We start from the raw sequence: 23536 nt of genomic DNA on the forward strand, positions 1-23536 counted from the left end.
CTTTAAATGTAAATTAATATCAAAATTGATAGGATTTTTAGAACTACGATTTTCATCTAAAATCTAAAATCTAAAATCTAAAATCTTTAAATATGAGCGAAACTATTGCTTTTAAACCTGAAACCTTAGAGCAGGTTCATAAAATTATCGCAAGATATCCGGAAGGAAAGCAGAAATCTGCCTTAATTCCAATCCTGCATGTTGCACAGAAAGAATTTGGCGGTTGGCTGGATGTTCCGGTAATGGATTATGTTGCTTCGTTGCTAAGCATTAAACCTATTGAAGTGTATGAAGTTGCAACTTTCTATACGATGTTCAATATGAAACCCGTAGGAAAATATGTATTGGAAGTATGCCAAACGGGACCTTGTATGTTGAAAGGAAGCGACGATATCTTAAGCCACATCCGCGAAACTTTGAACATCAAAAACGGAGAAACTACAGCAGACGGACTTTTCACCCTGAAACCGGCGGAATGTCTTGGTGCTTGCGGATACGCACCGATGATGCAGTTGGGCAAGTTTTATCACGAAAATTTAACAAAAGAAAAAGTAGATGAAATCCTGGAACTTTGCAGACAGGGTGCAGTCGCTTTAGACTAATATCGATTATAAAGATGAGTAAAAAACTTTTACTTAAAGACGCACATGTAGAAGGAATCCGCTTCTTCGATGTATACCGCAAACAAGGCGGGTACGAAGCTGCGGAAAAAGCCCTGAAAATGACTCCTGAAGAAATCACCGAAGAAGTAAAAACTTCCGGATTGAGAGGCCGTGGAGGCGCTGGTTTCCCAACGGGAATGAAATGGAGTTTCCTTGCAAAACCCCAAGGCGTGCCAAGATATTTGGTAGTGAATGCCGACGAATCTGAGCCGGGAACTTTCAAAGACCGATATTTAATGGAATACATTCCGCATCTTTTGATCGAAGGAATGATTATTTCGTCATTTGCTTTAGGAGCCAATACATCATATATCTACATCCGTGGCGAATATTCTTGGATTCCCGATATTTTAGAGCAAGCCATCGAAGAAGCCAAAAAAGCAGGATTTTTAGGTAAAAATATTTTAGGAACCGGTTACGATTTAGAAATTTACGTTCATCGTGGTGCTGGAGCATATATTTGCGGAGAAGAAACCGCGCTTTTGGAATCTTTGGAAGGAAAAAGAGGAAATCCTCGTTTGAAACCACCTTTTCCAGCTGTAAAAGGACTTTGGGAATCTCCAACTGTAGTAAACAATGTTGAAACCATCGCTGCTGTAGTACCGATTATCAATATCACCGGTGCCGAATATGCAAAAATCGGTGTTGGTCGCTCCACAGGAACAAAATTGATTTCTGCTTGTGGAAACATCAATAAACCAGGTGTTTATGAAATTGACATGACAATCACTGTGGAAGAGTTCATCTATTCTGCTGAATATTGCGGCGGAATTCCGAATGGGAAAAAACTGAAAGCATGTATTCCGGGAGGAAGCTCTGTACCGATTGTTCCTGCCAATTTATTATTGAAAACCATCAACGGTGAACCGAGATATATGAATTACGAATCATTATCTGATGGCGGATTCGCTACAGGAACGATGATGGGTTCGGGAGGTTTTATCGTTTTAGATGAAGACCAATGTGTGGTGAAACATACCTTAACTCTTGCGCATTTCTACATGCACGAAAGTTGCGGACAATGTACCCCATGCCGCGAAGGAACCGGCTGGATGTACAGAATCCTAAAGAAAATTGAAAATGGAGAAGGAACCATGGCAGATATCGATTTGCTTTGGGATATCCAAAGAAAAATTGAGGGTAATACCATTTGTCCGCTTGGTGATGCAGCAGCATGGCCGGTTGCAGCAGCAATCCGTCATTTCCGCGACGAGTTCGAATGGCATATCAATAACCCCGAAGCATTAACAAGAAATTATGGATTGGCCAATTATGCAGATCCAATCCCTGCAGCTGCGAAAGCACAATAAGATGAAGAAGTTCTTTAAAACAATTGCAATCCTATTTTTGGGAATCAATTTGGGGTTTGCCCAAGAAACCCATTCAACCCAGGAAATCTCTGATACCATTGATTTTGGGGTAAAACCACTTTCAAAAAAAGGCCAGATGTTCGTTTTTTGGGGTTGGAACAGAGCGGGATTTACCAATTCTGATATCCGATTCAAAGGAGCGGGTTATGATTTTACTTTAGAAAATGTAGTAGCTCACGATCGACCATCGCCTTTGAGTTTAGATTATGTTAATCCGGGGAGTTTATCGATTCCTCAGTTTAACTTCAGATTGGGTTATTTTATTAAAGATAATTTAGCTTTGGTTATTGCACAAGACCACATGAAATATGTGATGGATCAGGATCAGTTGGCTGATTTCAAAGGCCATATCTCCGATCCGGTTTATGCAGGAATGGTACAAAACGGACAGGTAAATTTAGCCGACGAGCAATTTCTCACTTTTGAGCATACCGACGGACTGAACTACATCAATATCGGTTTGGAAAAATACCAATCGTTATCGAGCAAGAAAAATGTAGATATCGTATGGAGCTACGGTGGCGGAGTTGGAATGATGATGCCCAAAAGTAATGTGAAATTATTCGGAAACGAAAGAAGCGACCGTTTTCACATTGCTGGTTTCGGAGCTGATGCAAGAACCAATATCAACTTCATCTTTTGGAAACATTGGATGGCAAGAGTAGAAGGAAAAGTGGGCTATATCAATATGCCCGACATAAAAACCACGCTAAACAATAAACCTGATAAAGCAATGCAGGATTTTATGTTTGCACAAGTGAATTTCGGTATCGGATATACCTTTAACACGAAAAAATAATTAATTCATTTTTGAATTCATATATAATGAGCGAAGAAATTAAAAAATTTAAAATCACTATTGACGGACAGACTACAGAAGTTTTGCCCGGAACTTCCATTTTGGAAGCAGCCCGACAAATCGGCGGTAAATCTGTACCACCCGCAATGTGTTACTACAAACCGTTGGAGAACAGCGGTGGTAGATGCAGAACCTGCCTCGTAGAAGTTTCTAAAGGTTCAGACGCAGATTCGCGACCGATGCCCAAACTCGTTGCTAGTTGCAGAACCAGCGTGATGGACGGTATGGAAGTGAAAAACCTGACATCTGAAAAAACCCAAGAAGCCAGAAAAGCAGTTACTGAATTTTTGCTGATTAATCACCCACTCGATTGCCCGGTTTGCGACCAAGCAGGAGAATGTCATTTGCAAGATTTAGCTTACGAACACGGTGTAGAAGCTACCAGAACCGAATTCGAAAGAAGAACTTTCGAGCCCGAAGATATTGGTCCGTACATAAAATTAAACATGAACCGTTGCATTTTGTGTGCAAGATGTGTACTTGCAGCGAACCAATTAACCGAAGAACGTGAGCACGGAATCCTTTTCAGAGGTGAGCATGCAGAGATTTCAACTTATTTGAATAAAGCTTTGGATAATGAGTTCATCGGAAACGTAATTGATGTTTGTCCGGTTGGTGCATTAACCGATAGAACTGCGCGTTTCGCGAGCAGAGTGTGGTTTACAAAACCGATGAACGCTACCTGCAAATGCGACAAATGTGCTGGAAAAGCCGTAGTTTGGATGAAAGGTGACGAGATCATCAGAGTTACAGCAAGAAAAGACCAATATGACGAAGTGGAAGAATGGATCTGTAACGAATGCCGTTTTGAGAAAAAAAATCTTAAAGATTGGAACATCGAAGGACCAAGACATATCGACAGACACTCCGTGATCTCGCTTAACCACTATGACAAGCCGAAAAATATGATCCGCCTTTTGAACAATCCTGATGCAAAAGAAATTGGCGAAAAAGACGAAATAATTTAATTTGAAAACGATTTAATTTAAGTATGTATTGATCATATTTAAATTTCAAATGATATTACCTATGGATTTACTTACCTTTAAAATCATTTTAGTTCTTGCACTTTTCGCCCTATCGATGGGTGTTGCCGCCTACTCCACTTGGGGAGAAAGAAAAATTGCTGCTGCATTGCAGGATAGAATCGGACCGAACAGAGCCGGACCTTTCGGGATATTGCAACCTTTGGCAGATGGTGGAAAACTCTTCTTCAAAGAAGGATTTGTACCACAAAATGCCGATAAATTCCTTTTCTATCTCGGGCCTGGAATCACGATGTTTGTTTCCCTGATTACCGGTGCGGTCATTCCGTGGGGGAAATCATTGAATATCGGTGGAACTTCATTTGATATTCAAATAGCTAATATTGATATTGGGGTTCTTTATCTGATCGGAATGGTATCTATCGGAGTTTACGGAATGATGATTGGTGGATGGGCTTCGAACAACAAATATTCTTTAATTGGAGCCATTCGTGCGTCTTCGCAGATGATTTCTTATGAATTGGCAATGGGACTTTCTTTGTTATCAATTATTTTAATGTCGGGAAGTTTAGACTTATATTATATCACTTCAGCACAAGGAACTGGAAAAATCTGGGGCATTATTCCTGCAGACGGAATGAACTGGAATATCTTCTATCAACCATTGGCATTCATTATTTTCTTCGTAGCAGCTTTGGCAGAAACCAACCGTCATCCATTTGATTTGCCGGAATGTGAATCTGAATTGGTGAACGGATATATGACCGAATATTCTTCCATGAACTTTGGGCAATATATGTTCGGGGAATATGTAAATATGTTTATTTCCAATGCATTGATCGCTACTTTATTCTTCGGAGGATTCAATTATCCAGGAATCAACTGGGTTTCTGAAAACTGGGGAGAAAACGTAGCTGGTATTTTAAGTATCGTTGCCATGCTTTCGAAAGTAATTTTAGGAATCATCATTTTCATGTGGATTCGTTGGACGATCCCTAGATTCCGTTATGATCAACTGATGCATCTAGGTTGGAAAACCCTTATACCGCTCGCTTTGGTGAACTTGATTATCACCGCTGCTGTAATTGTGTTTTTTGCCCAATAATTAAAATAAAGTAAAGTTTTCATGCTAAAAAGCTTAAGCCAATAGCTAAAAAAAAATAATATGAAACTGACCAACAGATCTAAAGTAGTCTCGAATAAAGAGATGACTTTTATGGAAAAAATATACCTCCCGGAAATTTTCAAGGGAATGGCGATTACCATGAAACATGCGCTTGCTGGTAGCAAAGGCAAAGTATATTCTTACCCGGAAGTACAAAAACCAAGAGCAAAAGTATGGCGCGGACAGCACGTGTTGAAACGTGATGAAGAAGGTAGAGAACGTTGTACAGCATGTGGACTTTGCGCCGTGGCTTGTCCTGCAGAAGCGATCACCATGACCGCAGCGGAAAGAACTAAGGAGGAAAAAGATCTTTACAGAGAAGAAAAATATGCATCCATATATGAAATTAATATGTTGAGATGTATTTTCTGTGGAATGTGCGAAGAGGCATGCCCGAAATCTGCAATTTACCTTACCGATAGATTGGTAGATGTGGAAACCAACCGCGGAAGCTTCGTGTACGGAAAAGATAAGTTGGTAGAAAAAATCAATGAAAGAATTGATGTTTCTGAAAGACAGAGTGAGTTACAAAAAAAATCAGTAAAATAAATGGAACAGATTATATTTTTCTTGGTCGCATTTTTGGCAGTAGCAAGCGCTGTATATTTTGTATTTGCAAGAAACCCGTTGTACTCCGTACTTTCCCTCATCGTAACTTTCTTTTCCATCGCAGCGATGTATATCTTGCTCAATGCTCAGTTTCTAGGAATCGTTCAGGTTATTGTATATGCAGGAGCCATCATGGTATTATTCCTTTATGTATTGATGATGTTGAACTTGAATAAAAACGATGAAAGTAAGAAGCAGAATCTAAGCAAATTCATTGGAGTTTTCGCAGCCGGAATTCTTTTAATAGGACTTCTTGGAGCTTTCAAAGGTCTTAAAGGAAACAGTTTCGCAGGAAATGTAGATTCATCAGTCGGATTGACCAAAAACCTTGGCCGGTTATTATTTAACGAGTATGTATTGCCATTTGAACTTGCTTCTATCCTTATTCTCGCGGGAATTGTAGGTGCAGTTTTAATCGGTAAAAAAGATTTATAGTATTATGGGAGAAGTAAATTCATTTGTACAGACCGTCCCTTTGGAATATTTCATTATTCTGAGTACAGTTTTGTTCTGTTTGGGAGTTTTGGGAGTATTAATCCGAAAAAATGCGATCATTATTTTGGGATGTGTAGAGCTGATGTTGAATTCTGTAAATCTTATGCTCGCAGCATTTTCCAGCTATAAAGGTGATGGAAGTGGCCAAATCCTGGTGTTCTTCATCATGGTGGTTGCAGCTGCTGAAGTTGCAGTAGGATTAGCGATTATAGCAATGATGTACCGAAATACCAAATCGGTTGACGTCAGTATTTTTAATAAATTAAGAGGATAAATAAAGGATGGAAAATTTAGTTTACGCAATTGTTCTATTACCCTTATTCGGATTTTTGTTCAATGGACTTTTCGGGAAAAGTCTTCCAAAAATCGTAGTGGGAAGTATCGCAACACTGGTAGTTTTTGCATCTTTTTGTATCGCTGTCAGTTTATTTTTAAATTTTAATGCAGATTCGCAACCGGTTATCGTAAGAGCTTTTGAATGGTTCCGGGTCAATGGAATTCAGGTGAATTTCGGTTTCCAAATCGATCAGTTATCATTGATGATGATTATGATTATTACCGGAATCGGATCGCTGATTCACCTCTACTCTATTGGCTATATGAGCCACGACAAAGGTTTCTATAAATTCTTCACCTATTTGAATTTATTTATCTTCTCTATGCTTTTGTTAGTAATGGGAAGCAATTATCTAATTCTTTTTATCGGTTGGGAAGGCGTAGGATTGTGTTCTTATTTATTGATTGGTTTCTGGTACACCAACAAAGAATATGGAGCAGCGGCCAGAAAAGCTTTCATCATGAACAGAATTGGAGACTTGGGTATGTTGATCGGGATTTTCATGATCGCTTATCAAACCAACGCTGTGGATTTCCTTTCTGTAGCACAAAATTCTTCTAAATTCCAACTCGATTCTCCTGTTATTATTTTTATCACCATAAGTCTTTTCATCGGTGCAATGGGAAAATCAGCTCAGGTACCTTTATTTACATGGTTACCGGATGCGATGGCAGGTCCAACGCCGGTTTCCGCATTGATCCACGCAGCAACGATGGTTACAGCAGGAATTTATTTAGTGGTAAGATCCAATTTCCTTTATTCATTGGCACCAACTACGATGGATGTAATCCTTTTCATCGGGTTATTGACCGCTTTTGTGGCCGCGTTTATTGGTTTAAGACAAAATGATATCAAAAAAGTTCTCGCTTACTCTACTGTTTCGCAGTTAGGATTTATGTTTGTTGCACTTGGCGTAGGAGCTTACACCACTGCAATGTTCCATTTGATGACGCATGCTTTTTTCAAAGCATTGTTGTTCTTAGGTTCAGGTTCAGTAATCCACGCGATGAGCGGCGAGCAAGACATGAGACTAATGGGTGGTTTAAAAAAGAAAATTCCAATTACGCATTTCACTTTCCTTATCGGAACATTGGCAATCTCTGGTTTCCCATTCTTTTCAGGGATGATTTCCAAAGATGAAATTTTAACCAATGTTTACGGGAAAAACCCACTTCTATGGGCTGTGTTATTTATTGTGGCAACAATGACGGCGATTTATATGTTCAGAGCGTATTACTTAACCTTCCACGGGGAATTCCGAGGAAGTGAAGAGCAAAAACATCATCTTCATGAAAGCCCAAAAACGATGACCATTCCATTGATCATCTTAGCTGTATTATCAATTTTTGGAGGTTTCATCAATCTTCCGCATTTCATTGGTCATGGTCATTATGCGAAATTAGCATATTGGCTGAAATCGATCTATGTATATGATGTATCATTGCCTGAAGTAAAATTCGGAACCGAAATGATCTTGTTGGGATTAACGCTTGTAATGTTCTTCACAGTGTGGTATATTGTAAAAAATATCTACGTCAACAAGAAAAAAATGGCTTTACCGGAAGAGAAATACACCGGCTGGGAAAGGCTTTCGAACAAGAAATTGTTTTTGGACGAAATTTATAACGCAACCTTCGTGAAAATGACGGAAGGTTTGGGAATTGGAGGAAATATGTTCGACAAAGGGGTTTTGAATAGATTCGTAGAATTTATCGGAACAGGCGCTGAAGATTCTGGTAGAGCAGCAAAAAGACTTCAAAACGGAAACGTGGAGAATTATGTGCTCATCATGTCATTGGCGATCGGAATTATTTTAATTGTTAACTTTTTATTACAATAGTAAATGTCGTATCTATTATTAACATTATTACTATTACCTCTCGTAGGTTCTGCATTGGTGTTCGCGTGGAAAAATCCCGCAAGTAAGTTTTTAGCATTGGGAATTGCATTTGTACAAATGTTCCTTACCTTTTATATGCTATCGAATTTCGATTTCAAACCAACTGTTGACGGAGTTCTTCAGTATGAAATCAATTATCCTTGGTCACAATTTATCAAGAGTAATTTGCATTTCGGGATTGATGGAATGAGTATGTTGCTGGTATTATTAACCAATATTTTAACGCCACTCATCATCCTATCATCCTTTAACGAAAAACCGGGATATAGAAACACTTTCTACGGATTAATTCTCTTGATGCAATTCGGTTTGGTTGGAGTTTTCACTGCTTTGGATGGTTTGTTATTCTACATTTTCTGGGAAGTTACCCTTATTCCAATCTGGTTAATCGCGGGAATTTGGGGACAAGAAAACAAGAAAATCGCATTCACGACAAAGTTCTTCGTATATACATTTGTAGGATCTTTATTTATGTTGATGGGATTGATTTACGTTTATACCCAATCGGCATCATTTGCACTTACGGATTTGTATAACGCAAACCTGAATCCATCGGAACAAACGGTGATTTTCTGGTTCATCTTCTTTGCATTTGCAGTTAAATTACCGGTTTTCCCTTTCCATTCTTGGCAACCAGATACTTATACCTATTCGCCAACCCAAGGTTCCATGCTTCTTTCGGGAATTATGCTGAAGATGGCGGTTTACGGACTTTTAAGATATTTACTACCAATCACTCCCGAACCTATTCTTGGAATTTCAGGGCAAATCGTTTTGGTGCTTGCAATCATCGGAATTGTACACGGAGCTTTAATTGCCATTATCCAGAACGACTCGAAAAGAATTATCGCTTATTCTTCCCTATCCCACGTTGGATTGATGGTTGCCGGAATTATGGCATCAGCAATTTTAACGGTAAAAGGAACTTTAGTAATCGAAGGCGCAGAAGGCGCCATGGTACAAACTTTCGCTCACGGGATCAACGTGGTAGGATTGTTTTATTGTGCTGATATTCTTTATAAAAGATTCAAATCCAGAGATATTCGACAAATGGGTGGTTTAGCAAAAGTAGCTCCGAAATTTGCTGTTTTGTTTTTGCTTATTTTGTTGGGCTCAGTTGGTTTACCTTTAACAAATGGCTTCATTGGAGAATTCATTTTGTTGAAATCGGTATTCGATTATAGTGGACTTGCAGCGATATTTGCGGGACTTACGATAATTTTCTCGGCGGTATATCTTCTTAGATTTTACGGAAAAGCCATGTTTGGTGAAGGAGATGAAGCGATCTTGGCTTCAGCAAAAGACCTTTCGACAGTGGAATTTTCAGTATTGGCGAGTTTAGCAGTTTTTGTAATTCTACTAGGAGTTTTCCCTCAGCCGCTAATTGAAATGGTGAACAGTTCGCTGAAGTTTATTTTTACTTCAATGATGAATTAGAAAAAATAAAATAATTAAGAAATAAAAGACAAAGATCGCAGACCAAAAATCTGAAATCTGAACTCTAAAATCTCAAATCTAAATTAAATGAGCGTTTTAATCATTATATTCCTAACTGCAGTTGCCGCATTGTTTGCAGGAGTTTTCGAAAAAGGAAAATTTTCACGATATATCGGTATTTTAGGGCTTCTCATCGCGTTATATGTAAGCTTTCTGCCGGAATGTTCTTTCTTTAGTCAATACAAAGCCATGTTCGAATTTGGTCCGAACGCGGCGCTGTTTACCAAAATTTCTATCCTGGTAACCTTGTTGCTTTTCTTTTTGGGAAGTTTTGCATTCAACAATCACAGAAGTCATCAATCCGAATTGTACGCGTTGATTTTATTCTCGCTGTCCGGAGGAATTATCTTGTTTGGATTCCAAAATTTGGTGACTTTATTCCTCGGAATTGAGATTCTTTCCATTCCGTTGTATGTTTTGGCAGGTAGCAATAAGACTAACATTCGTTCCAACGAAGCTTCTATCAAATACTTCTTGATGGGTGCATTTGCCACCGGTTTCCTTTTATTTGGAATTGCCCTAATCTATGGAACTGCAGGAAGTTTTGATCTTTACACGGTTCATCAATACTCCATCGCCAATCCGAAAGACTTGATGTTTGTTGCAGGAGCAGTATTGATGTTGGCTGCGTTATCATTTAAAGTTTCTATGGCACCTTTCCACATGTGGAGTCCGGATGTTTATCAAGGTTCACCTTCTTTGATTACTGCTTTCATGATGTCGGTGGTAAAAATTTCAGCGTTCTTCTCTTTGTTTAGAGTAATGACAATTGGTTTTGCAGGAATTATCGGTGAGTGGATCAATATCATCGGGGTTTTAATCATCATCACTTTGTTCCTTGCGAATACGATGGGACTTGCACAGAGCAATGCCAAAAGAATGTTGGCTTATTCTTCCGTATCTCACGTTGGATATCTGGGATTAATTTTCTTTGGTTTAAATAATCTTTCAGCATACAACCTTGCATTTTACCTTTTCGCCTATTCTATCGCAACAGTTGGGGTAATGTCTTGTTTGATCTGGGTAGAAAAACTTAAACGAGAAACCTCGTACAACGCATTCAAAGGTCTTGCCCAGTCGGAACCGATTATGGCAGTCGCGGCCGCTGTTTCTATGTTATCTATGGCGGGAATACCACTTACTGCAGGTTTCATGGGAAAATTTTCCATCTTTGCACAAGCCATTCAGTATCCAAAAATGGGAACTTTCATGGTATTAATCGCAGTATTGGGATCAGCAATCTCTATCGCTTACTATTTACGATTGATCATGATGATGTTTTTCCCGAAAGAAAGCAGTTTCAAAACTTCGGAAAGAGTACCACTTACCTATAATATTGTAGCGGTATTCATCATTGTAGCGCTTTTGGCAATGGGTATTTTCCCGGATTTGTTTGCAAAACAATTTGGTTTATAAACCTACATGAAATACATTTTAAAACGCAATTCTTCGGAGTTGCGTTTTTTTTATTTAAGTAAAAAATTAACCTATTTCATTGATTTACAAACGTTTTTTCATAGTATTGAAATAATCGATCAAAGTAAATAAAGTCATCAATGAAATTTTAACAAATTTTGGCTTTTCCGTTCATTAAGGAATCGATAACTTTAATAAAATTATTAAATAATTCAACAATGAGTTCAAAAGTTTATGACAGAGTACAACTGAAAGAAAAGTACGACAACTACATTAACGGACAATGGACTCCACCGGCAAGTGGAAAATATTTTGATGTAATCACCCCATTGGATGGAACAGTGATGAGCCAAGCGGCACATTCCAACGAACAAGATTTGGAAATGGCAGTGAATGCTGCGGAAGCGGCTTTCGTAACTTGGGGAAAAACTTCCGTAACCGAAAGAAGCAACATCCTCAATAAAATTGCGGATCGCATGAAAGCCAACCTGGAAAAAATTGCGGTGGTAGAAACCATGGACAATGGAAAACCAGTTCGCGAAACCCTGAATGCCGATATTCCTTTGGCGATAGACCATTTCAGATATTTCGCCGGGGTAATTCGAGCAGAAGAAGGTTCCTTAATGGAATTAGACAACGATACGGTTTCCTTAATTGTGAATGAACCTTTAGGAGTGATTGCTCAAATTATTCCTTGGAATTTCCCGATTCTGATGGCTGTTTGGAAACTTGCTCCAGCTTTGGCAGCAGGAAACTGCGTGGTACTGAAACCGGCTGAAAGTACGCCAATCTCAATTTTGGTATTGATGGAAATCATCGGCGATTTGCTTCCACCGGGAGTCGTTAATATTGTAAATGGTTTTGGAGGAGAATTAGGTCATGCCTTAGTTACCAACAAAAAAGTGGCAAAAGCAGCATTCACGGGTTCTACTGCAACAGGAAGACTGGTGATGCAATATGCTACTGAAAACATCATTCCGGTAACTTTGGAATTGGGAGGTAAATCGCCAAACGTTTTCTTCGAATCCGTGATGAATGAAGATGATTCCTTCTTTGACAAAGCGTTGGAAGGAGCCGTATTATTTGCCTTAAACCAAGGTGAAATCTGTACTTGTCCATCCCGATTACTGGTACAGGAAAGTATTGCTGACAAATTCATCGAAAGAGTCGTAGAACGCGTTAAAGCCATTAAAGCAGGAAATCCTCTCGATACTTCGACAATGATCGGTGCGCAAGCTTCAAAAATCCAGTACGACAAAATCCTTAGCTACATCAACCTTGGTAAAGAAGAAGGTTGCGAAGTGCTAACAGGAGGCGACGCTAATTCTTTGGAAGGCGAATTGAAAAACGGGTACTACATCCAACCTACACTACTGAAAGGCCACAATAAAATGAGAGTTTTCCAGGAAGAAATCTTCGGACCCGTACTTGCGGTAACCACTTTCAAGGATGAAGCAGATGCGATCGCGATCGCAAACGATACCATTTATGGTTTAGGAGCCGGAGTTTGGACCAGAGATGCTCACCAATTGTACCAAGTACCAAGAGCAATCCAGGCAGGAAGAGTTTGGGTAAACCAATACCATTCTTATCCTGCAGGAGCACCTTTCGGAGGTTACAAACTGTCGGGAATCGGTAGAGAAAATCACAAAATGATGCTCTATCATTACCGCCAAACCAAGAATATGCTAATTTCTTACAGCAAAGAAAAATTAGGATTCTTCTAAATAAATTAAGGCGGATTTCTCAAAAAAATCCGTCTTTTTTTTCTTGTAAATGAAAGAATCTTTCACCATAAAAATCATTAACGATGAACAATACACAGCGACTTTCCGCAACCCCAAAAGCTTTGGAACTGATCAAGGAACTCTATGAAGAATTTGGAGATTTGATGTTTTATCAAGCAGGTGGCTGCTGCGAAGGTACCCAGCCACAATGTTTTCGCAAAGGACATTATTATCCGCGAACAAAGGATGTATGCATCGGTACTGTTCTAGGTTTTTATTTTTGGGTGGATCACGATTTATATGAATATTGGAAATACAACCATTTTGAACTCGATGTTACCGATGGTTTCGGAGCAGGCGGATTTTCACTGGAAACTGCAAAGAAAAAAACCTTTAAAATCAATTATCGGGTTTTATCCAAAGAAGAACTCGAAAATCTCGAAGAACCACTGCTTTATCATCAGTATTTGATTCAGGAAAAAGAGAATTCGCAGAAAATTTAAATCAGAATAAAAGATATACCCGGCAAATATTATTTTTAAAAGCTGTTAATTTTTTAATTGACAGCTTTATTATTCATATTTTTTACTAATTTCATTATCAACTAAATATTCAATTATGGAAACAAAAACTACTCTTTTCACTAAACAGGATTACCTTCCAAAAGCCCTTTCTTTGCGGATTCTGAACAAACGTATATCTTCCGTTGTCATAGGATTTATGATGATGGCCGGATATACGACCACCAAGGCACAAACAGCTTTGGTAATACCCGATTCCAATGAGGGCAGTGCATTCATCGGTCCTTATGGAAATGCCGCTAGACAGTTACAGATGATTATCGATGATACGCTCCTTACTTCCCTCGTCGGAAAAAACCTTACCTCCATTTCCTTCAGGCTGCCGGCAAGTACAGCTACCAGTTGGCCACCGAACAATTTGACGATGAATGCATTTGATATTTATCTGAGTGAGAGTGTTGAACCATCGGAGCGACAGCTTAATTTTGCCGCTAATGTGGTAGGTACACAAACTCAGGTACGCTCCGGAAGTTTACAGATTCCGGCAGGTGCGCTCACGATCGGTTCCAATCCCAACAATTTCAGTTTTAAGATTAATTTTACAAGTGCATGGCAGTATAACGGTGACAACCTCCTGATAGAAGTCCGACACAGCGGAACCGGAATTCCTTAAGAAGTGTTCAGGCAGCTTCTACAAGTTCGGCGGGTTATGGGACTTTATATTCAGCACTGTGGCAATCTACAGGCGACGTTTTACAGGGCAACTTTACACAGGTAGAAATTACTTCAGATGGTCCGTTAGGTACAAATTCAGTGAAAATTGGAGCGGCTGTAAATATTTACCCAAATCCTGTAAAAGACATGCTGTTTATAAAATCTGGGCAGGAATTTTCTTCTTATTCTGTTTATAATATGGCCGGACAAAGGGTTGCTTCAGATAAAATGACCGGAAAGAGCATCAATCTTTCGCGCCTGCCAGTGGGTTCTTATGTTCTGAAACTTACGGACAAGGAAGGGAATACAGAATCTACAAAATTCATGAAAAATTAAAATCTGCTCACCCCGAATTCTGAGGCACAACGTGATATGTAATCATTTTAATAAAAGACATTTCTCTCGAAGTGTCTTTTATTTTACACTTTCAGAAATTTAGTGTTCCTTAAAAGTCCTTTTGTGGCGAAAGGCTAACGAACATTCAAGACTAAAACAAATTATATGTTACATACACTCACAATAATGATGGGTCTTTATCGGATCATGACTTTGGCTTCTTCCCAAAGTTTATCCATTTCCTCCAGCGAGAGGTCTTCCAGTTTTAAATTTTTATCCGATGCCAACTGCTCCATTTTCTGAAAGCGGGAAATAAACTTGATATTGGTTTTTTCCAGAGCGGAGTCCGGATTAATGCCCGAAAGTCTGGCATAATTGATCAGCGAAAAGAAAACATCGCCCAATTCCACTTCTTTTTTTGCTAAATCTTTTTCTGCGTGGAACTCCGCGAGTTCTTCATCTACTTTTTTCCAGGCGTCTTCAGCGTCCGCAAATTCGAAACCAATTCCTTTTACTTTTTCTTGAATTCTAAATGCTTTTACCATACTCGGAGTTCCTTTGGTAACACCGGAAAGCACCGATTTATTGCCTTCTTTCAACTTCAGTTTTTCCCAGTTTTGCTTTACTTCTTCTTCATCTTTTACCTCAACATCTCCGTAAATATGTGGATGACGGAAAATGAGTTTTTCGTTTAAAGAATTGATGACATCCGCGATATCGAAACTACCTTTTTCGGAACCAATTTTGGCATAAAAAACCAAATGCAGCAATACATCGCCGAGTTCTTTTTTAATTTCGGTTAAATCCTCTTTCAACAATGCGTCCGAAAGTTCGTAAACTTCCTCCAAAGTAAGGGGTCTCAGAGATTGTAAATCTTGCTTTCTGTCCCACGGACATTTCTCCCGAAGATCGTCCATAATGTCTAAAAGGCGGGAAAAAGCATCGAGTTTCTGTTGTTTGGTGTTCATGTTGATGGGTGTTGGATGCGGGATGATGGGTTTTGGATGTTGGGTATTTGATGTTGGTGACGAATTACAAATTTACGTGATTTAAATAAAAAAACCTTGCTGTTTAAGACAAGGTTTTAATTCGTATGACTATTGTTTAGCCCATTTTTCTGTGCGTACTTTTCGGGGCACCTTTTGCGGAAGAAGTTGAAGCTTTAACTTTAGGTGCAGCTGGCTTGTCAGTTTTCGGTGTCGCTTTTTTCGCAGTTTTTTTCTCTGTAACCTCAGCAGCAGGTTGGTTCTCCGTTTTTTCTTCGGCAGGAACTTCTGCTTTTACGAAACTTTCAGGAGTGATGTATCCAGCTTTGTTCAGGATATTGTACCACTGCGCCAGTTTCTTGATGTCTGAAACATAAACTCTTTCAGTATCATAATCCGGAAGAGATTCCAACATAAAAGCTCTAAGGTCAGCATCTGAAGATTTATGAGAAATCGTTTCTTTATAATCGTTGTTTTTTGCAATGTTTTCAAAGACTTCAAACAAAGGAACCTCTTTATCGAAAGTGAACATCGCGATGTTATCTAGCAAACTAACCTGTGAGGTATTGCCAATACTTACTTTCTTCTTGGTCATAACATCTTCAATGATAAAACCATTTTTCAACTGTGAAACTAATTTGTAAAGCCCTGGTTTTCCAGAGATTGAAATTATTTTTTCTAACTGCATTTTCTTATTTTTTTGTTTGAATTTTTATGATATTTAAAGCGGATTACCGATTGATAAAACTTCCGTTGTTCGTTTTTACTTATTTTGGAAATCTCATTTTATAGTTTACAGCTACGTCACCATGAGAGATTTTCACCAATTTGCCTTTTACTAGTTTTTTCTTCAAAGAACTTAGGTGATCGGTGAAAAGAATTCCCTCGATATGGTCATACTCGTGCTGAATTACACGGGCTCTCATATCGGAGAAAGTATCGGTATGTTTCACGAAATTTTCATCGTAGTATTCGATAAGGATGGTTTCTTTTCTCTTCACATCTTCGCGAACATCGGGTATGGAAAGACAACCTTCATTAAATTTCCATTCTTCACCAGATTCCTCGAGGATTTTAGCATTAATGAAAACTTTCTTGAAATCTTTCAATTCTTCAGCAATATCGGCATAATCTTCATCTTCCGCCAGAGGCGAAAGATCCACCACAAAAAGACGGATATCCAATCCAACCTGTGGCGCTGCCAAACCGATACCGTTTGCTGATTCCATAGTTTCATACATGTTCTGAATGAGTTCATGGAGATCAGGATAACCCTGATCGATATTGTGGCAGGTTTTTCTTAAAACTGCATCGCCGAATGCACGTATTGGTAAAATCATTTTTGTTTCTGTTCTAAATAATTTTGCAAAATCAGGGTAGCGCTTACTTTGTCAATCAACCCTTTTTCTTCTCTTTTCTTTTTGTTTTTTCCACTTTGGGAGATAAAAAATGAAGCCATTTTGGAGGTAAACCTTTCATCAAAACGGTGCACCGCAATCTCCGGAAATTGGCTTTGGAACTTCCTGATAAATTCCAGGATATCTTGCTCGACTTCCGAGAGGTTTCCTTTCAAATCAGTTGGTATGCCAACCACTACTTCTTCCACTTTGTTTTCAGCAAAATAAGCAGTACAAAACTCAAAAATATCTTGGGTAGCTACGGTCGGCAATCCGGTCGCAATGATCTGCATATCATCCGTTACCGCGATTCCACACCTTTTTTTTCCGTAATCAACCGCCATTATTTGCCCCATAGTCTGCAAATTTACAAATATTTGTCTTTGCGCACAAAATTAAAAAAAACTAAGCCTCAACGGTTAGAAAAGCACACTTTAATTATTTAAAAACCAATAAGATTATGATGGATTTTTTTATTTTCATTAAAAAAAAGACCTAAAGTGAGTGAAATTTATCATCTTAAAGCAGATTAATGATCAAGTTGTTAAATTTTTGATTAATTTTAATTTTCCAAAATTTCGATACGTATGAAAACACTTATACTGGTGCGCCATGCCAAAAGCGATTGGCCCGAAGATACCGAAGATTTCGATCGTCCATTGGCCGAACGAGGCATTGAAAACGCCCATAAAATGGCTGCTTACTTAATGCAAAACGGAATCCACATCGATCAGTTCATTTCCAGTCCGGCTTTGCGCGCTTTACATACTTGTGAAATTTTCAACGAAACGTATCACATTGAAATATTAACCAATAGAAAACTCTATAATGCCAATGAAAGCAATTTCGAATCGGTGATTTATGACTTGAACGATGACGTGAATTCCGTGGCGATGTTTTCGCATAACAACGGGATTTCGAATTTTGCCAATATGATCAGTGAGCAGATTTTCTCGTTTCCTACTTGCGGAGTAGGCGCTTTTTCCATTGATTGCGACTCATGGTCGGAATTTGAAAATGCTGATAAAAAGTTGCTGTTCTTTTATGAGCCCAAAAACTTGAAGTAAGTTTTCAAACTTAGCCTACAATTTGAGTTTAGACAAATGTAGGTGTAACTATTTTACTTCACTTTGATTTAATTTTAATAATTTTACAGCATAAATATTAAAATTACTGCTATATGCGAGGACAAACTGCAGGATTTCAATGGCTGAAAGAACATTTGAATCTTCAATACTTTAATTTAACGCATGTTTCGATTATTGGATCGAGAAATAAGATCGAAATAGGAATTGATAATGTAGTTGAAGAAACTTTTGGGGCAAAATATGCTCCTGTAGAAGATGATATGCTCCCCCATATTGAATTTGGATTAAAATATGATGATTTCAATCTGGATTTTTTGAATGCAGTTTTTAAACAAACGGACGAAGATGAGATTATTCGATACATCCAAAAAAATCCTACAGGAAAATATTCTCGGAAGATTGGCTTTCTTTACGAGTGGCTTACGGAAAAAAAACTTTATCTTGATTTTTCAATAAAAGGAAACTACGTAGATCTTTTAGATTCTGAAAAATATGTTACAAGTTCCGTCAATAAAAACAGTAAATGGAGGATTAATGACAATCTTTTGGGAGGAAAAGATTTTTGCCCGATTGTTAGGAATACCCACCAATTAAAAGAATTATTAAATGTTGATTATTCAGGTGAAATTGAGCATTTAAAATCCGAGTATTCTGCAGAAATTTTCAATAGGGCAACTCAATATCTTTACCGTAAGGAAACTAAATCTTCTTATGAGATAGAAAGTGAAAAGCCTACGGCTGATAGAATGAACCGTTTTGTAAATTTACTTTACGATGCAGGTAAAAAATCTGTACAAGAAACTTTAACGGAAAAAAACCTCACCCATCTCCAAAATGCTATTGTAGATCCGAGATATAAGCAGGATGGTTATCGAAAATTCCAAAATTATATAGGGCAAACCAATTATCGTTTAGAAGAAATCTATCATTATGTTTGTCCGCCTTCTATGTTGGTTCACCCTATGATGGATGGCCTTCTAATCTCAGAAGAAAAAACCAGGAGCCTTTCCTCCATCATTCGAGCTGCCATTGTTTCGTTTGGATTTGTATTTATTCACCCGTTTTTAGACGGAAATGGAAGAATTCACCGTTTTTTGATACATGACTTTTTAGCGAGAGACGGGTTTGTAGAAAAAGGTGTTATTATTCCAGTTTCTGCACATATGCTGAATAATATGGCTGAATATGATGCAATTTTAGAATCTTATTCAATGCATTTAATGAAAAGAATACAGTTTTCAAAAGATGAAGAAGGTGAATTAATTATCAACAATATTGAAGAAGTAGAAAGTTATTATAAATATCCAGATTTAACAGCCCAAACTTTATTTCTTGCAAAAACAATCAAAGAAACCATAAAGCAGGATCTTAATGATGAATTGGTTTTTCTAGAAAGATACGATGAATTGAAAAAGGAAATTTTAAACTTAATCGATATGCCAGATCAACGCGCCAACGAAATAATTGTATTTCTTCACCAGAATAAAGGCGTTTTCCCAAACCGTAGAAAAAAGAATTTCTCAGAAATAACAGAAGATGAATTTTCAAGAATCGAAGAAATATACCAAGCAATATTCTCCTGAATATTAGTCCCCACTTCAAAAATAAGGGACTAAATAGGGAAATCATTCAGTGGATTCCAATAGTAAACCCCGTAAATCTTAGTCAATCATGATTTCCGGGGTTCTTTATTTTAACTGAAAAAGAAAACTAGTCTTTTCTCTTCAAATCCAAATCATCAAAATCGAAACTGAAATCGGTGACATCGGAAATGGGTTTCATTTTTGCAGATTGCGCTTTGCCGTTTTCATCATAATTAAAGATTACAAATGCATCTGCATCATAGCTTCTATCATCCCATTTTGCAATAAAGGTATTGTTGCTATAAGGTAGAAGTTCACCTTTCAAACGCGGAGAGTTCTTGCAATAAATTCTGTAAGTTTTTCCTTCCTGCGCTACAATTACCTCTCCGAACCATTCATCACGATAAGTTCCTACTACCTGTTCCGGTTTAGGTTGAAGGTTTTTTTCTTTCTGGAAAGCGGTTGCTTTTGCTAAAATCTCTTTTTTCCCTTTGGTAAAATCGGCGTCCACTTTTGCCATTCTGTCGCCGTAGGTTTTCAGCCAATTGCGATCTTGTACACCGAGGTAAGCATCTTTCACAGTATTGGTAATGGTATTGAAAGCCGCACCACTCTGCTGATTCGTGAGCACCACAATGCCCAATTTCATATCAGGAATCAGGGTAAATTGAGTTACAGTACCAATTAATCCACCGGTGTGGTATACTTGTTTATGCCCCTTAACATCAGTAAGGAACCAGCCCAAACCATAGCCCCCGAAATTAGAATCATAAGCATTTTTAAGTGCTACAGGTGTAGAAATCTGTAGGTTCCACAGTTGCTGAATTTGTTTATCTGAAACGAGTTTCTTGCCGTCTTTGGTGGTGAAACCATTCATTAAGAACTCCGCCCAAGTCGCCATATCGGTGATGTTGCTGATGATTCCACCGGCTGCGTTGGCTGTTTCGTTCCAGTCATGAGGTACTGCTACTACTCTTCCATCCACCGGAGCGTGTGCATCGATGATGTTGGTTACTTTCGCTGCTTTTGCTCGGTTATAGCTTCCGAAGCTGGAGTTCATCCCCACCGGTTTAAGAATTTTCTGCTCAATAAATTCTGCCCAAGAAAGTCCAGAAACACGGTGAATAATTTCACCTGCTACAATGAACATGATGTTGTTGTAATCCAAAGTGGTGCGGAAATCGTTTTCAGGTTTTAGGTACCGAACATTGTGGATGATGTCATTCACCGTAAGATTTCCGCCTTCTGGGAAGAACATCAAATCGCCCTGCCCTAAACCGAGTCCTGCTCGATGGGTAATTAAATCCTTGATGGTGATATTTCGGGTAACGTAGGGATCGTACATCTGAAACTCCGGGAGGTATTGGGTGACTTTGTCGTCAAAACTCAGTTTGCCTTCATCCGCCAGAATCGCCAATGCAGTTGCGGTAAACCCTTTGGAATTGGACGCAATTCCCACGAGGGTATTTTGATCCATTTTCTTTTGAGTGGTCAATGAGCTTACACCAAATCCTTTTGCATAAACCAATGCTCCGTCTTTGATGATGCCGACCGACATTCCGGGTACGTCAAAGGTTTTTAAAGTATTTTGTATCAGTTCATCCAGTTTTTTCTCTTCAACTTGGGAATAAGCCCATAAAGAAATCAGGATGAACAGGAAGGAAAAATTACGTTTCATGAAGTTAAATTTTAATCCCTACGAAGATATAAATTTTTTCAGAGCATGTGCATATCGGGAATGAGCAAGCTTTGCAATAAATTTGATTTTTGAATGAATGTTTCTAAAACCCAAAACAAAGCATCGCTAATCTTTTGCTTAATGATCATCTCAAAAGAGATCTGAAAATCCCGTCCAATCCTTTAAAGAAAATTGTCCTGAATGCTGTGAGGCCAAAGGATGCAATTACGCTGAAATGAGAAGAGCAGAAATAACCGGAAACGCCAAAATACAATTGGCAGTAAGTCTTGTCACCCTTTTGTTTTTGTCAGCGATTCTTTTCATCGATCCGGTGACTCGGTTTTTCAAAGTTACCACACTTTCTGCGCAGGAGATTGGTTTTGCTGCGTTGGTGGCTTTTGCTTCTGTGATTTGGTTTGAAGGATTTAAGTTGTGGAAAAGAATGAGGAAATCGGAGGGTTAGCTTTTTTGAGAGGAAAGAAGAAAGAAGAAAGAGAAAAGATTTATTTTTTGCAAAGTTGATTTTCCCTCAAAAGGATTCCGCTGAATTGCCTGAATCCGTGAGTCTATTCCAACAAATTTCGAAAATTTAGCGAATTTTTTTTTAATTAAAGATCCTTAGATTCACTAAGGGTATTAGTGAGAAGGTTTTCATTCGGGTAATTGTAACCTTTTACGCCTTTTAATCTTTTAACCTTGTAACCTCTTAACCCTGTAACCTTTTAACCTTTTAACCTTTTAACCTTTTAACCCTTAAACCTCTTAACCTCTTAAGATTTTTTAACCTAATAAGAACCCGAAAAATTTCTCTGAAAACCCTAACTTTGTCCTAAAGTAAAAAGTAAATGGAAAATAAAAAGGAATTCTTTCTCGAGTGCTACCAACTCGGCATTATCAAATTCGGACGGTTTACCCTGAAAAGCGGTATTGAAAGCCCGTTTTATGTAGATCTTCGGCCATTGGCTTCTGATCCTAAAATATTAAAACGACTCGCCAATTATCTTTTGGATATGCTTCCGCTGGATAATTTCGACCTCATTTGTGGTGTTCCATACGCTGCACTTCCGATGGCAACGGCGATGTCGCTGGAAAGCTACCTTCCTTTGATTATCAAAAGAAAAGAAGCAAAAGACTACGGCACCAAGAAAATGATTGAAGGGATCTTCCAGAAAGGTCAAAACTGTCTTTTGGTGGAAGACGTCATCACGAGTGGGAAATCGCTTCTGGAAACCATTCCGGAAATTGAAAATGAAGGAATTTCGGTTTCTGATATTGTGGTTGTTTTGGATCGTCAACAAGGAGGAAAAGAAATGCTCGAAAGCAAAGGTTATCGCGTTCATACATTGTTTACGATTTCGGAAGTTTGTTCGATTTTAAAGGAAGAAAATCATTTATCCGATGATGAAGTAACGAGAATTGATGACTTTCTGAAAGGAAATGTGGTGAAATTTGAAGAGAAAAAACGCCCAACTTATGAGCAGAAACTCGAAAATGCAGAACATTCTGTTGCCAAAAAACTATTGGAAATTTCGATTGAAAAAAAATCAAATCTGATTGCTTCCGCCGATGTCATTACCACTCAGGAACTATTGGATTTTGCTGAAAAAGTGGGTCCGCACATCGTTGCCCTAAAAACTCATATTGATATCGTCACCGATTTCGATCCCGATAAAACCATTCTTCCGCTGAAAGATTTGGCCACAAAATATAATTTTCTTTTGATGGAAGACCGAAAATTTGCCGACATCGGAAACACCCAGGAATTGCAGTTTTCTTATGGAATTTATAAGATTTCCAACTGGGCAGATTTCGTGACTTCTCATGTGATTGGCGGTTACGATTCTTTGGATTGCTTCCTGAATGTGGGAGTTGTAGCGATTTTAGGAATGTCGTCCAAAGGAACTTTAACAGATAAAAATTATCAGGAAGAAGCGCTGAAAGTGGCTCAATCTCACCCGAATGTGATTGGTGGCGTTTCCCAAAAACAATTGCCGGAAGAACTTTTACTTTTCACTCCCGGTGTGAATTTATCGGATTCTGGTGACGGAAAAGGGCAACAATACAACACACCGGAACACGTTTTCAGGAATTTACAAACCGATTTCATGATCGTTGGCCGCGGAATTTACAAAGCCGATGATGCCGAAAAAGCAGCGCTTAATTACAAAATTGCCGGCTGGAATGCATATTTGGAAAGTTTGCAAACGTAA

Annotated in this window: 24 protein-coding genes; 19 read left to right on the forward strand and 5 right to left on the reverse strand. The window is 38.5% G+C overall.

The window, feature by feature from the left end; translation table 11 throughout:
* Positions 1-92 precede the first annotated feature (92 nt).
* From H0S70_RS05960 to H0S70_RS06030, 15 genes are all read left to right on the forward strand, one after another.
* Positions 93-602, forward strand: coding sequence for an NADH-quinone oxidoreductase subunit NuoE family protein (locus tag H0S70_RS05960; RefSeq protein WP_031504395.1), 510 nt, complete (start codon positions 93-95; stop codon positions 600-602).
* A 14-nt stretch (positions 603-616) separates the two neighbouring features.
* On the forward strand, positions 617-1972 hold the full coding sequence (gene nuoF, locus H0S70_RS05965) for an NADH-quinone oxidoreductase subunit NuoF (RefSeq protein WP_188322046.1): 1356 nt from the start codon (positions 617-619) through the stop codon (positions 1970-1972).
* Position 1973: 1 nt separating this feature from the next.
* Positions 1974-2831 carry a hypothetical protein gene (locus H0S70_RS05970; RefSeq protein ID WP_188322047.1) on the forward strand — a complete coding sequence of 286 codons (858 nt, stop codon included), beginning with the start codon at positions 1974-1976 and terminating at the stop codon, positions 2829-2831.
* A 26-nt stretch (positions 2832-2857) separates the two neighbouring features.
* Complete coding sequence (locus H0S70_RS05975) at positions 2858-3859, forward strand: 2Fe-2S iron-sulfur cluster-binding protein (protein WP_188322048.1); 1002 nt, start codon at positions 2858-2860, stop codon at positions 3857-3859.
* A gap of 61 nt (positions 3860-3920) precedes the next feature.
* Positions 3921-4982, forward strand: a complete 1062-nt coding sequence (gene nuoH, locus H0S70_RS05980; protein ID WP_088264702.1) for an NADH-quinone oxidoreductase subunit NuoH — start codon at positions 3921-3923, stop codon at positions 4980-4982.
* A gap of 60 nt (positions 4983-5042) precedes the next feature.
* A complete protein-coding gene (locus H0S70_RS05985) occupies positions 5043-5591 on the forward strand; it encodes a NuoI/complex I 23 kDa subunit family protein (RefSeq protein ID WP_188322049.1) in 549 nt (182 codons plus the stop codon).
* Entirely contained in the window at positions 5592-6086 is a 495-nt protein-coding gene (locus H0S70_RS05990) for an NADH-quinone oxidoreductase subunit J family protein (protein ID WP_123248102.1), read from the forward strand.
* A gap of 4 nt (positions 6087-6090) precedes the next feature.
* The gene (gene nuoK / locus H0S70_RS05995; protein WP_088264706.1) at positions 6091-6420 is read left to right on the forward strand and encodes an NADH-quinone oxidoreductase subunit NuoK; all 330 of its coding nucleotides are present in this window, start codon (positions 6091-6093) and stop codon (positions 6418-6420) included.
* A 7-nt stretch (positions 6421-6427) separates the two neighbouring features.
* Positions 6428-8323, forward strand: a complete 1896-nt coding sequence (gene nuoL / locus H0S70_RS06000) for an NADH-quinone oxidoreductase subunit L (RefSeq protein ID WP_188322050.1) — start codon at positions 6428-6430, stop codon at positions 8321-8323.
* Positions 8324-8326: 3 nt separating this feature from the next.
* On the forward strand, positions 8327-9820 hold the full coding sequence (locus tag H0S70_RS06005; protein WP_188322051.1) for a complex I subunit 4 family protein: 1494 nt from the start codon (positions 8327-8329) through the stop codon (positions 9818-9820).
* A gap of 87 nt (positions 9821-9907) precedes the next feature.
* Complete coding sequence (locus H0S70_RS06010) at positions 9908-11296, forward strand: NADH-quinone oxidoreductase subunit N (RefSeq protein WP_188322052.1); 1389 nt, start codon at positions 9908-9910, stop codon at positions 11294-11296.
* A 218-nt stretch (positions 11297-11514) separates the two neighbouring features.
* Positions 11515-13023, forward strand: coding sequence for an aldehyde dehydrogenase family protein (locus H0S70_RS06015; RefSeq protein WP_188322053.1), 1509 nt, complete (start codon positions 11515-11517; stop codon positions 13021-13023).
* Between the two features lie 83 nt (positions 13024-13106).
* Positions 13107-13526, forward strand: a complete 420-nt coding sequence (locus H0S70_RS06020) for a DUF779 domain-containing protein (protein ID WP_188322054.1) — start codon at positions 13107-13109, stop codon at positions 13524-13526.
* Between the two features lie 115 nt (positions 13527-13641).
* Entirely contained in the window at positions 13642-14217 is a 576-nt protein-coding gene (locus H0S70_RS06025; RefSeq protein ID WP_188322055.1) for a hypothetical protein, read from the forward strand.
* A gap of 140 nt (positions 14218-14357) precedes the next feature.
* Complete coding sequence (locus H0S70_RS06030; RefSeq protein WP_188322056.1) at positions 14358-14594, forward strand: T9SS type A sorting domain-containing protein; 237 nt, start codon at positions 14358-14360, stop codon at positions 14592-14594.
* A gap of 197 nt (positions 14595-14791) precedes the next feature.
* Here the strand turns inward: H0S70_RS06030 and mazG are convergent, their stop codons facing one another.
* From mazG to ruvX, 4 genes are all read right to left on the reverse strand, one after another.
* Positions 14792-15562 (reverse strand): nucleoside triphosphate pyrophosphohydrolase, encoded by a 771-nt coding sequence (gene mazG, locus H0S70_RS06035; RefSeq protein ID WP_188322057.1) that lies wholly within the window; start codon positions 15560-15562, stop codon positions 14792-14794.
* 136 nt (positions 15563-15698) lie between these two features.
* Complete coding sequence (locus H0S70_RS06040; RefSeq protein ID WP_188322058.1) at positions 15699-16268, reverse strand: DUF5606 family protein; 570 nt, start codon at positions 16266-16268, stop codon at positions 15699-15701.
* Between the two features lie 79 nt (positions 16269-16347).
* Positions 16348-16920, reverse strand: a complete 573-nt coding sequence (gene def, locus H0S70_RS06045; protein WP_188322059.1) for a peptide deformylase — start codon at positions 16918-16920, stop codon at positions 16348-16350.
* Positions 16917-17333 (reverse strand): Holliday junction resolvase RuvX, encoded by a 417-nt coding sequence (gene ruvX / locus H0S70_RS06050; RefSeq protein WP_188322060.1) that lies wholly within the window; start codon positions 17331-17333, stop codon positions 16917-16919. Before ruvX ends, def begins: the two co-directional genes overlap by 4 nt.
* 231 nt (positions 17334-17564) lie before the next feature.
* On the opposite strand from ruvX, the gene H0S70_RS06055 reads away from it, so the two are divergent.
* Positions 17565-18044: a SixA phosphatase family protein gene (locus H0S70_RS06055; RefSeq protein ID WP_188322061.1), complete on the forward strand. Its 480-nt coding sequence runs from the start codon at positions 17565-17567 to the stop codon at positions 18042-18044.
* A 113-nt stretch (positions 18045-18157) separates the two neighbouring features.
* Positions 18158-19648, forward strand: a complete 1491-nt coding sequence (locus tag H0S70_RS06060) for a Fic family protein (protein WP_123248116.1) — start codon at positions 18158-18160, stop codon at positions 19646-19648.
* A gap of 127 nt (positions 19649-19775) precedes the next feature.
* On the opposite strand, the gene H0S70_RS06065 is transcribed toward H0S70_RS06060, so the two are convergent.
* Positions 19776-21326: a serine hydrolase gene (locus tag H0S70_RS06065; RefSeq protein WP_188322062.1), complete on the reverse strand. Its 1551-nt coding sequence runs from the start codon at positions 21324-21326 to the stop codon at positions 19776-19778.
* 235 nt (positions 21327-21561) lie between these two features.
* Between H0S70_RS06065 and H0S70_RS06070 the strand changes: the two genes are divergently transcribed.
* Complete coding sequence (locus tag H0S70_RS06070) at positions 21562-21789, forward strand: cation transporting ATPase C-terminal domain-containing protein (protein WP_188322063.1); 228 nt, start codon at positions 21562-21564, stop codon at positions 21787-21789.
* A 382-nt stretch (positions 21790-22171) separates the two neighbouring features.
* The gene (gene pyrF, locus H0S70_RS06075) at positions 22172-23536 is read left to right on the forward strand and encodes an orotidine-5'-phosphate decarboxylase (protein WP_188322064.1); all 1365 of its coding nucleotides are present in this window, start codon (positions 22172-22174) and stop codon (positions 23534-23536) included.

This window comes from Chryseobacterium manosquense (assembly GCF_014623485.1).
Lineage (GTDB): Bacteria > Bacteroidota > Bacteroidia > Flavobacteriales > Weeksellaceae > Kaistella > Kaistella haifensis.

Bases quoted from the DNA above. Each gene is read 5' to 3' on its own strand.
- H0S70_RS06070 (WP_188322063.1), top strand. From the start codon at position 21,562: ATGAGAAGAGCAGAAATAACCGGAAACGCCAAAATACAATTGGCAGTA.
- nuoL (WP_188322050.1), top strand. From the start codon at position 6,428: ATGGAAAATTTAGTTTACGCAATTGTTCTATTACCCTTATTCGGATTT.
- H0S70_RS06005 (WP_188322051.1), top strand. From the start codon at position 8,327: ATGTCGTATCTATTATTAACATTATTACTATTACCTCTCGTAGGTTCT.
- H0S70_RS05985 (WP_188322049.1), top strand. From the start codon at position 5,043: ATGAAACTGACCAACAGATCTAAAGTAGTCTCGAATAAAGAGATGACT.
- ruvX (WP_188322060.1), bottom strand. From the start codon at position 17,333: ATGGGGCAAATAATGGCGGTTGATTACGGAAAAAAAAGGTGTGGAATC.
- H0S70_RS06065 (WP_188322062.1), bottom strand. From the start codon at position 21,326: ATGAAACGTAATTTTTCCTTCCTGTTCATCCTGATTTCTTTATGGGCT.
- nuoH (WP_088264702.1), top strand. From the start codon at position 3,921: ATGGATTTACTTACCTTTAAAATCATTTTAGTTCTTGCACTTTTCGCC.
- H0S70_RS06010 (WP_188322052.1), top strand. From the start codon at position 9,908: ATGAGCGTTTTAATCATTATATTCCTAACTGCAGTTGCCGCATTGTTT.
- H0S70_RS05975 (WP_188322048.1), top strand. From the start codon at position 2,858: ATGAGCGAAGAAATTAAAAAATTTAAAATCACTATTGACGGACAGACT.
- H0S70_RS06060 (WP_123248116.1), top strand. From the start codon at position 18,158: ATGCGAGGACAAACTGCAGGATTTCAATGGCTGAAAGAACATTTGAAT.
- H0S70_RS06040 (WP_188322058.1), bottom strand. From the start codon at position 16,268: ATGCAGTTAGAAAAAATAATTTCAATCTCTGGAAAACCAGGGCTTTAC.
- nuoK (WP_088264706.1), top strand. From the start codon at position 6,091: ATGGGAGAAGTAAATTCATTTGTACAGACCGTCCCTTTGGAATATTTC.
- H0S70_RS06020 (WP_188322054.1), top strand. From the start codon at position 13,107: ATGAACAATACACAGCGACTTTCCGCAACCCCAAAAGCTTTGGAACTG.
- H0S70_RS05990 (WP_123248102.1), top strand. From the start codon at position 5,592: ATGGAACAGATTATATTTTTCTTGGTCGCATTTTTGGCAGTAGCAAGC.
- nuoF (WP_188322046.1), top strand. From the start codon at position 617: ATGAGTAAAAAACTTTTACTTAAAGACGCACATGTAGAAGGAATCCGC.
- def (WP_188322059.1), bottom strand. From the start codon at position 16,920: ATGATTTTACCAATACGTGCATTCGGCGATGCAGTTTTAAGAAAAACC.
- pyrF (WP_188322064.1), top strand. From the start codon at position 22,172: ATGGAAAATAAAAAGGAATTCTTTCTCGAGTGCTACCAACTCGGCATT.
- H0S70_RS05960 (WP_031504395.1), top strand. From the start codon at position 93: ATGAGCGAAACTATTGCTTTTAAACCTGAAACCTTAGAGCAGGTTCAT.
- H0S70_RS06055 (WP_188322061.1), top strand. From the start codon at position 17,565: ATGAAAACACTTATACTGGTGCGCCATGCCAAAAGCGATTGGCCCGAA.
- H0S70_RS06015 (WP_188322053.1), top strand. From the start codon at position 11,515: ATGAGTTCAAAAGTTTATGACAGAGTACAACTGAAAGAAAAGTACGAC.
- mazG (WP_188322057.1), bottom strand. From the start codon at position 15,562: ATGAACACCAAACAACAGAAACTCGATGCTTTTTCCCGCCTTTTAGAC.
- H0S70_RS06025 (WP_188322055.1), top strand. From the start codon at position 13,642: ATGGAAACAAAAACTACTCTTTTCACTAAACAGGATTACCTTCCAAAA.
- H0S70_RS05970 (WP_188322047.1), top strand. From the start codon at position 1,974: ATGAAGAAGTTCTTTAAAACAATTGCAATCCTATTTTTGGGAATCAAT.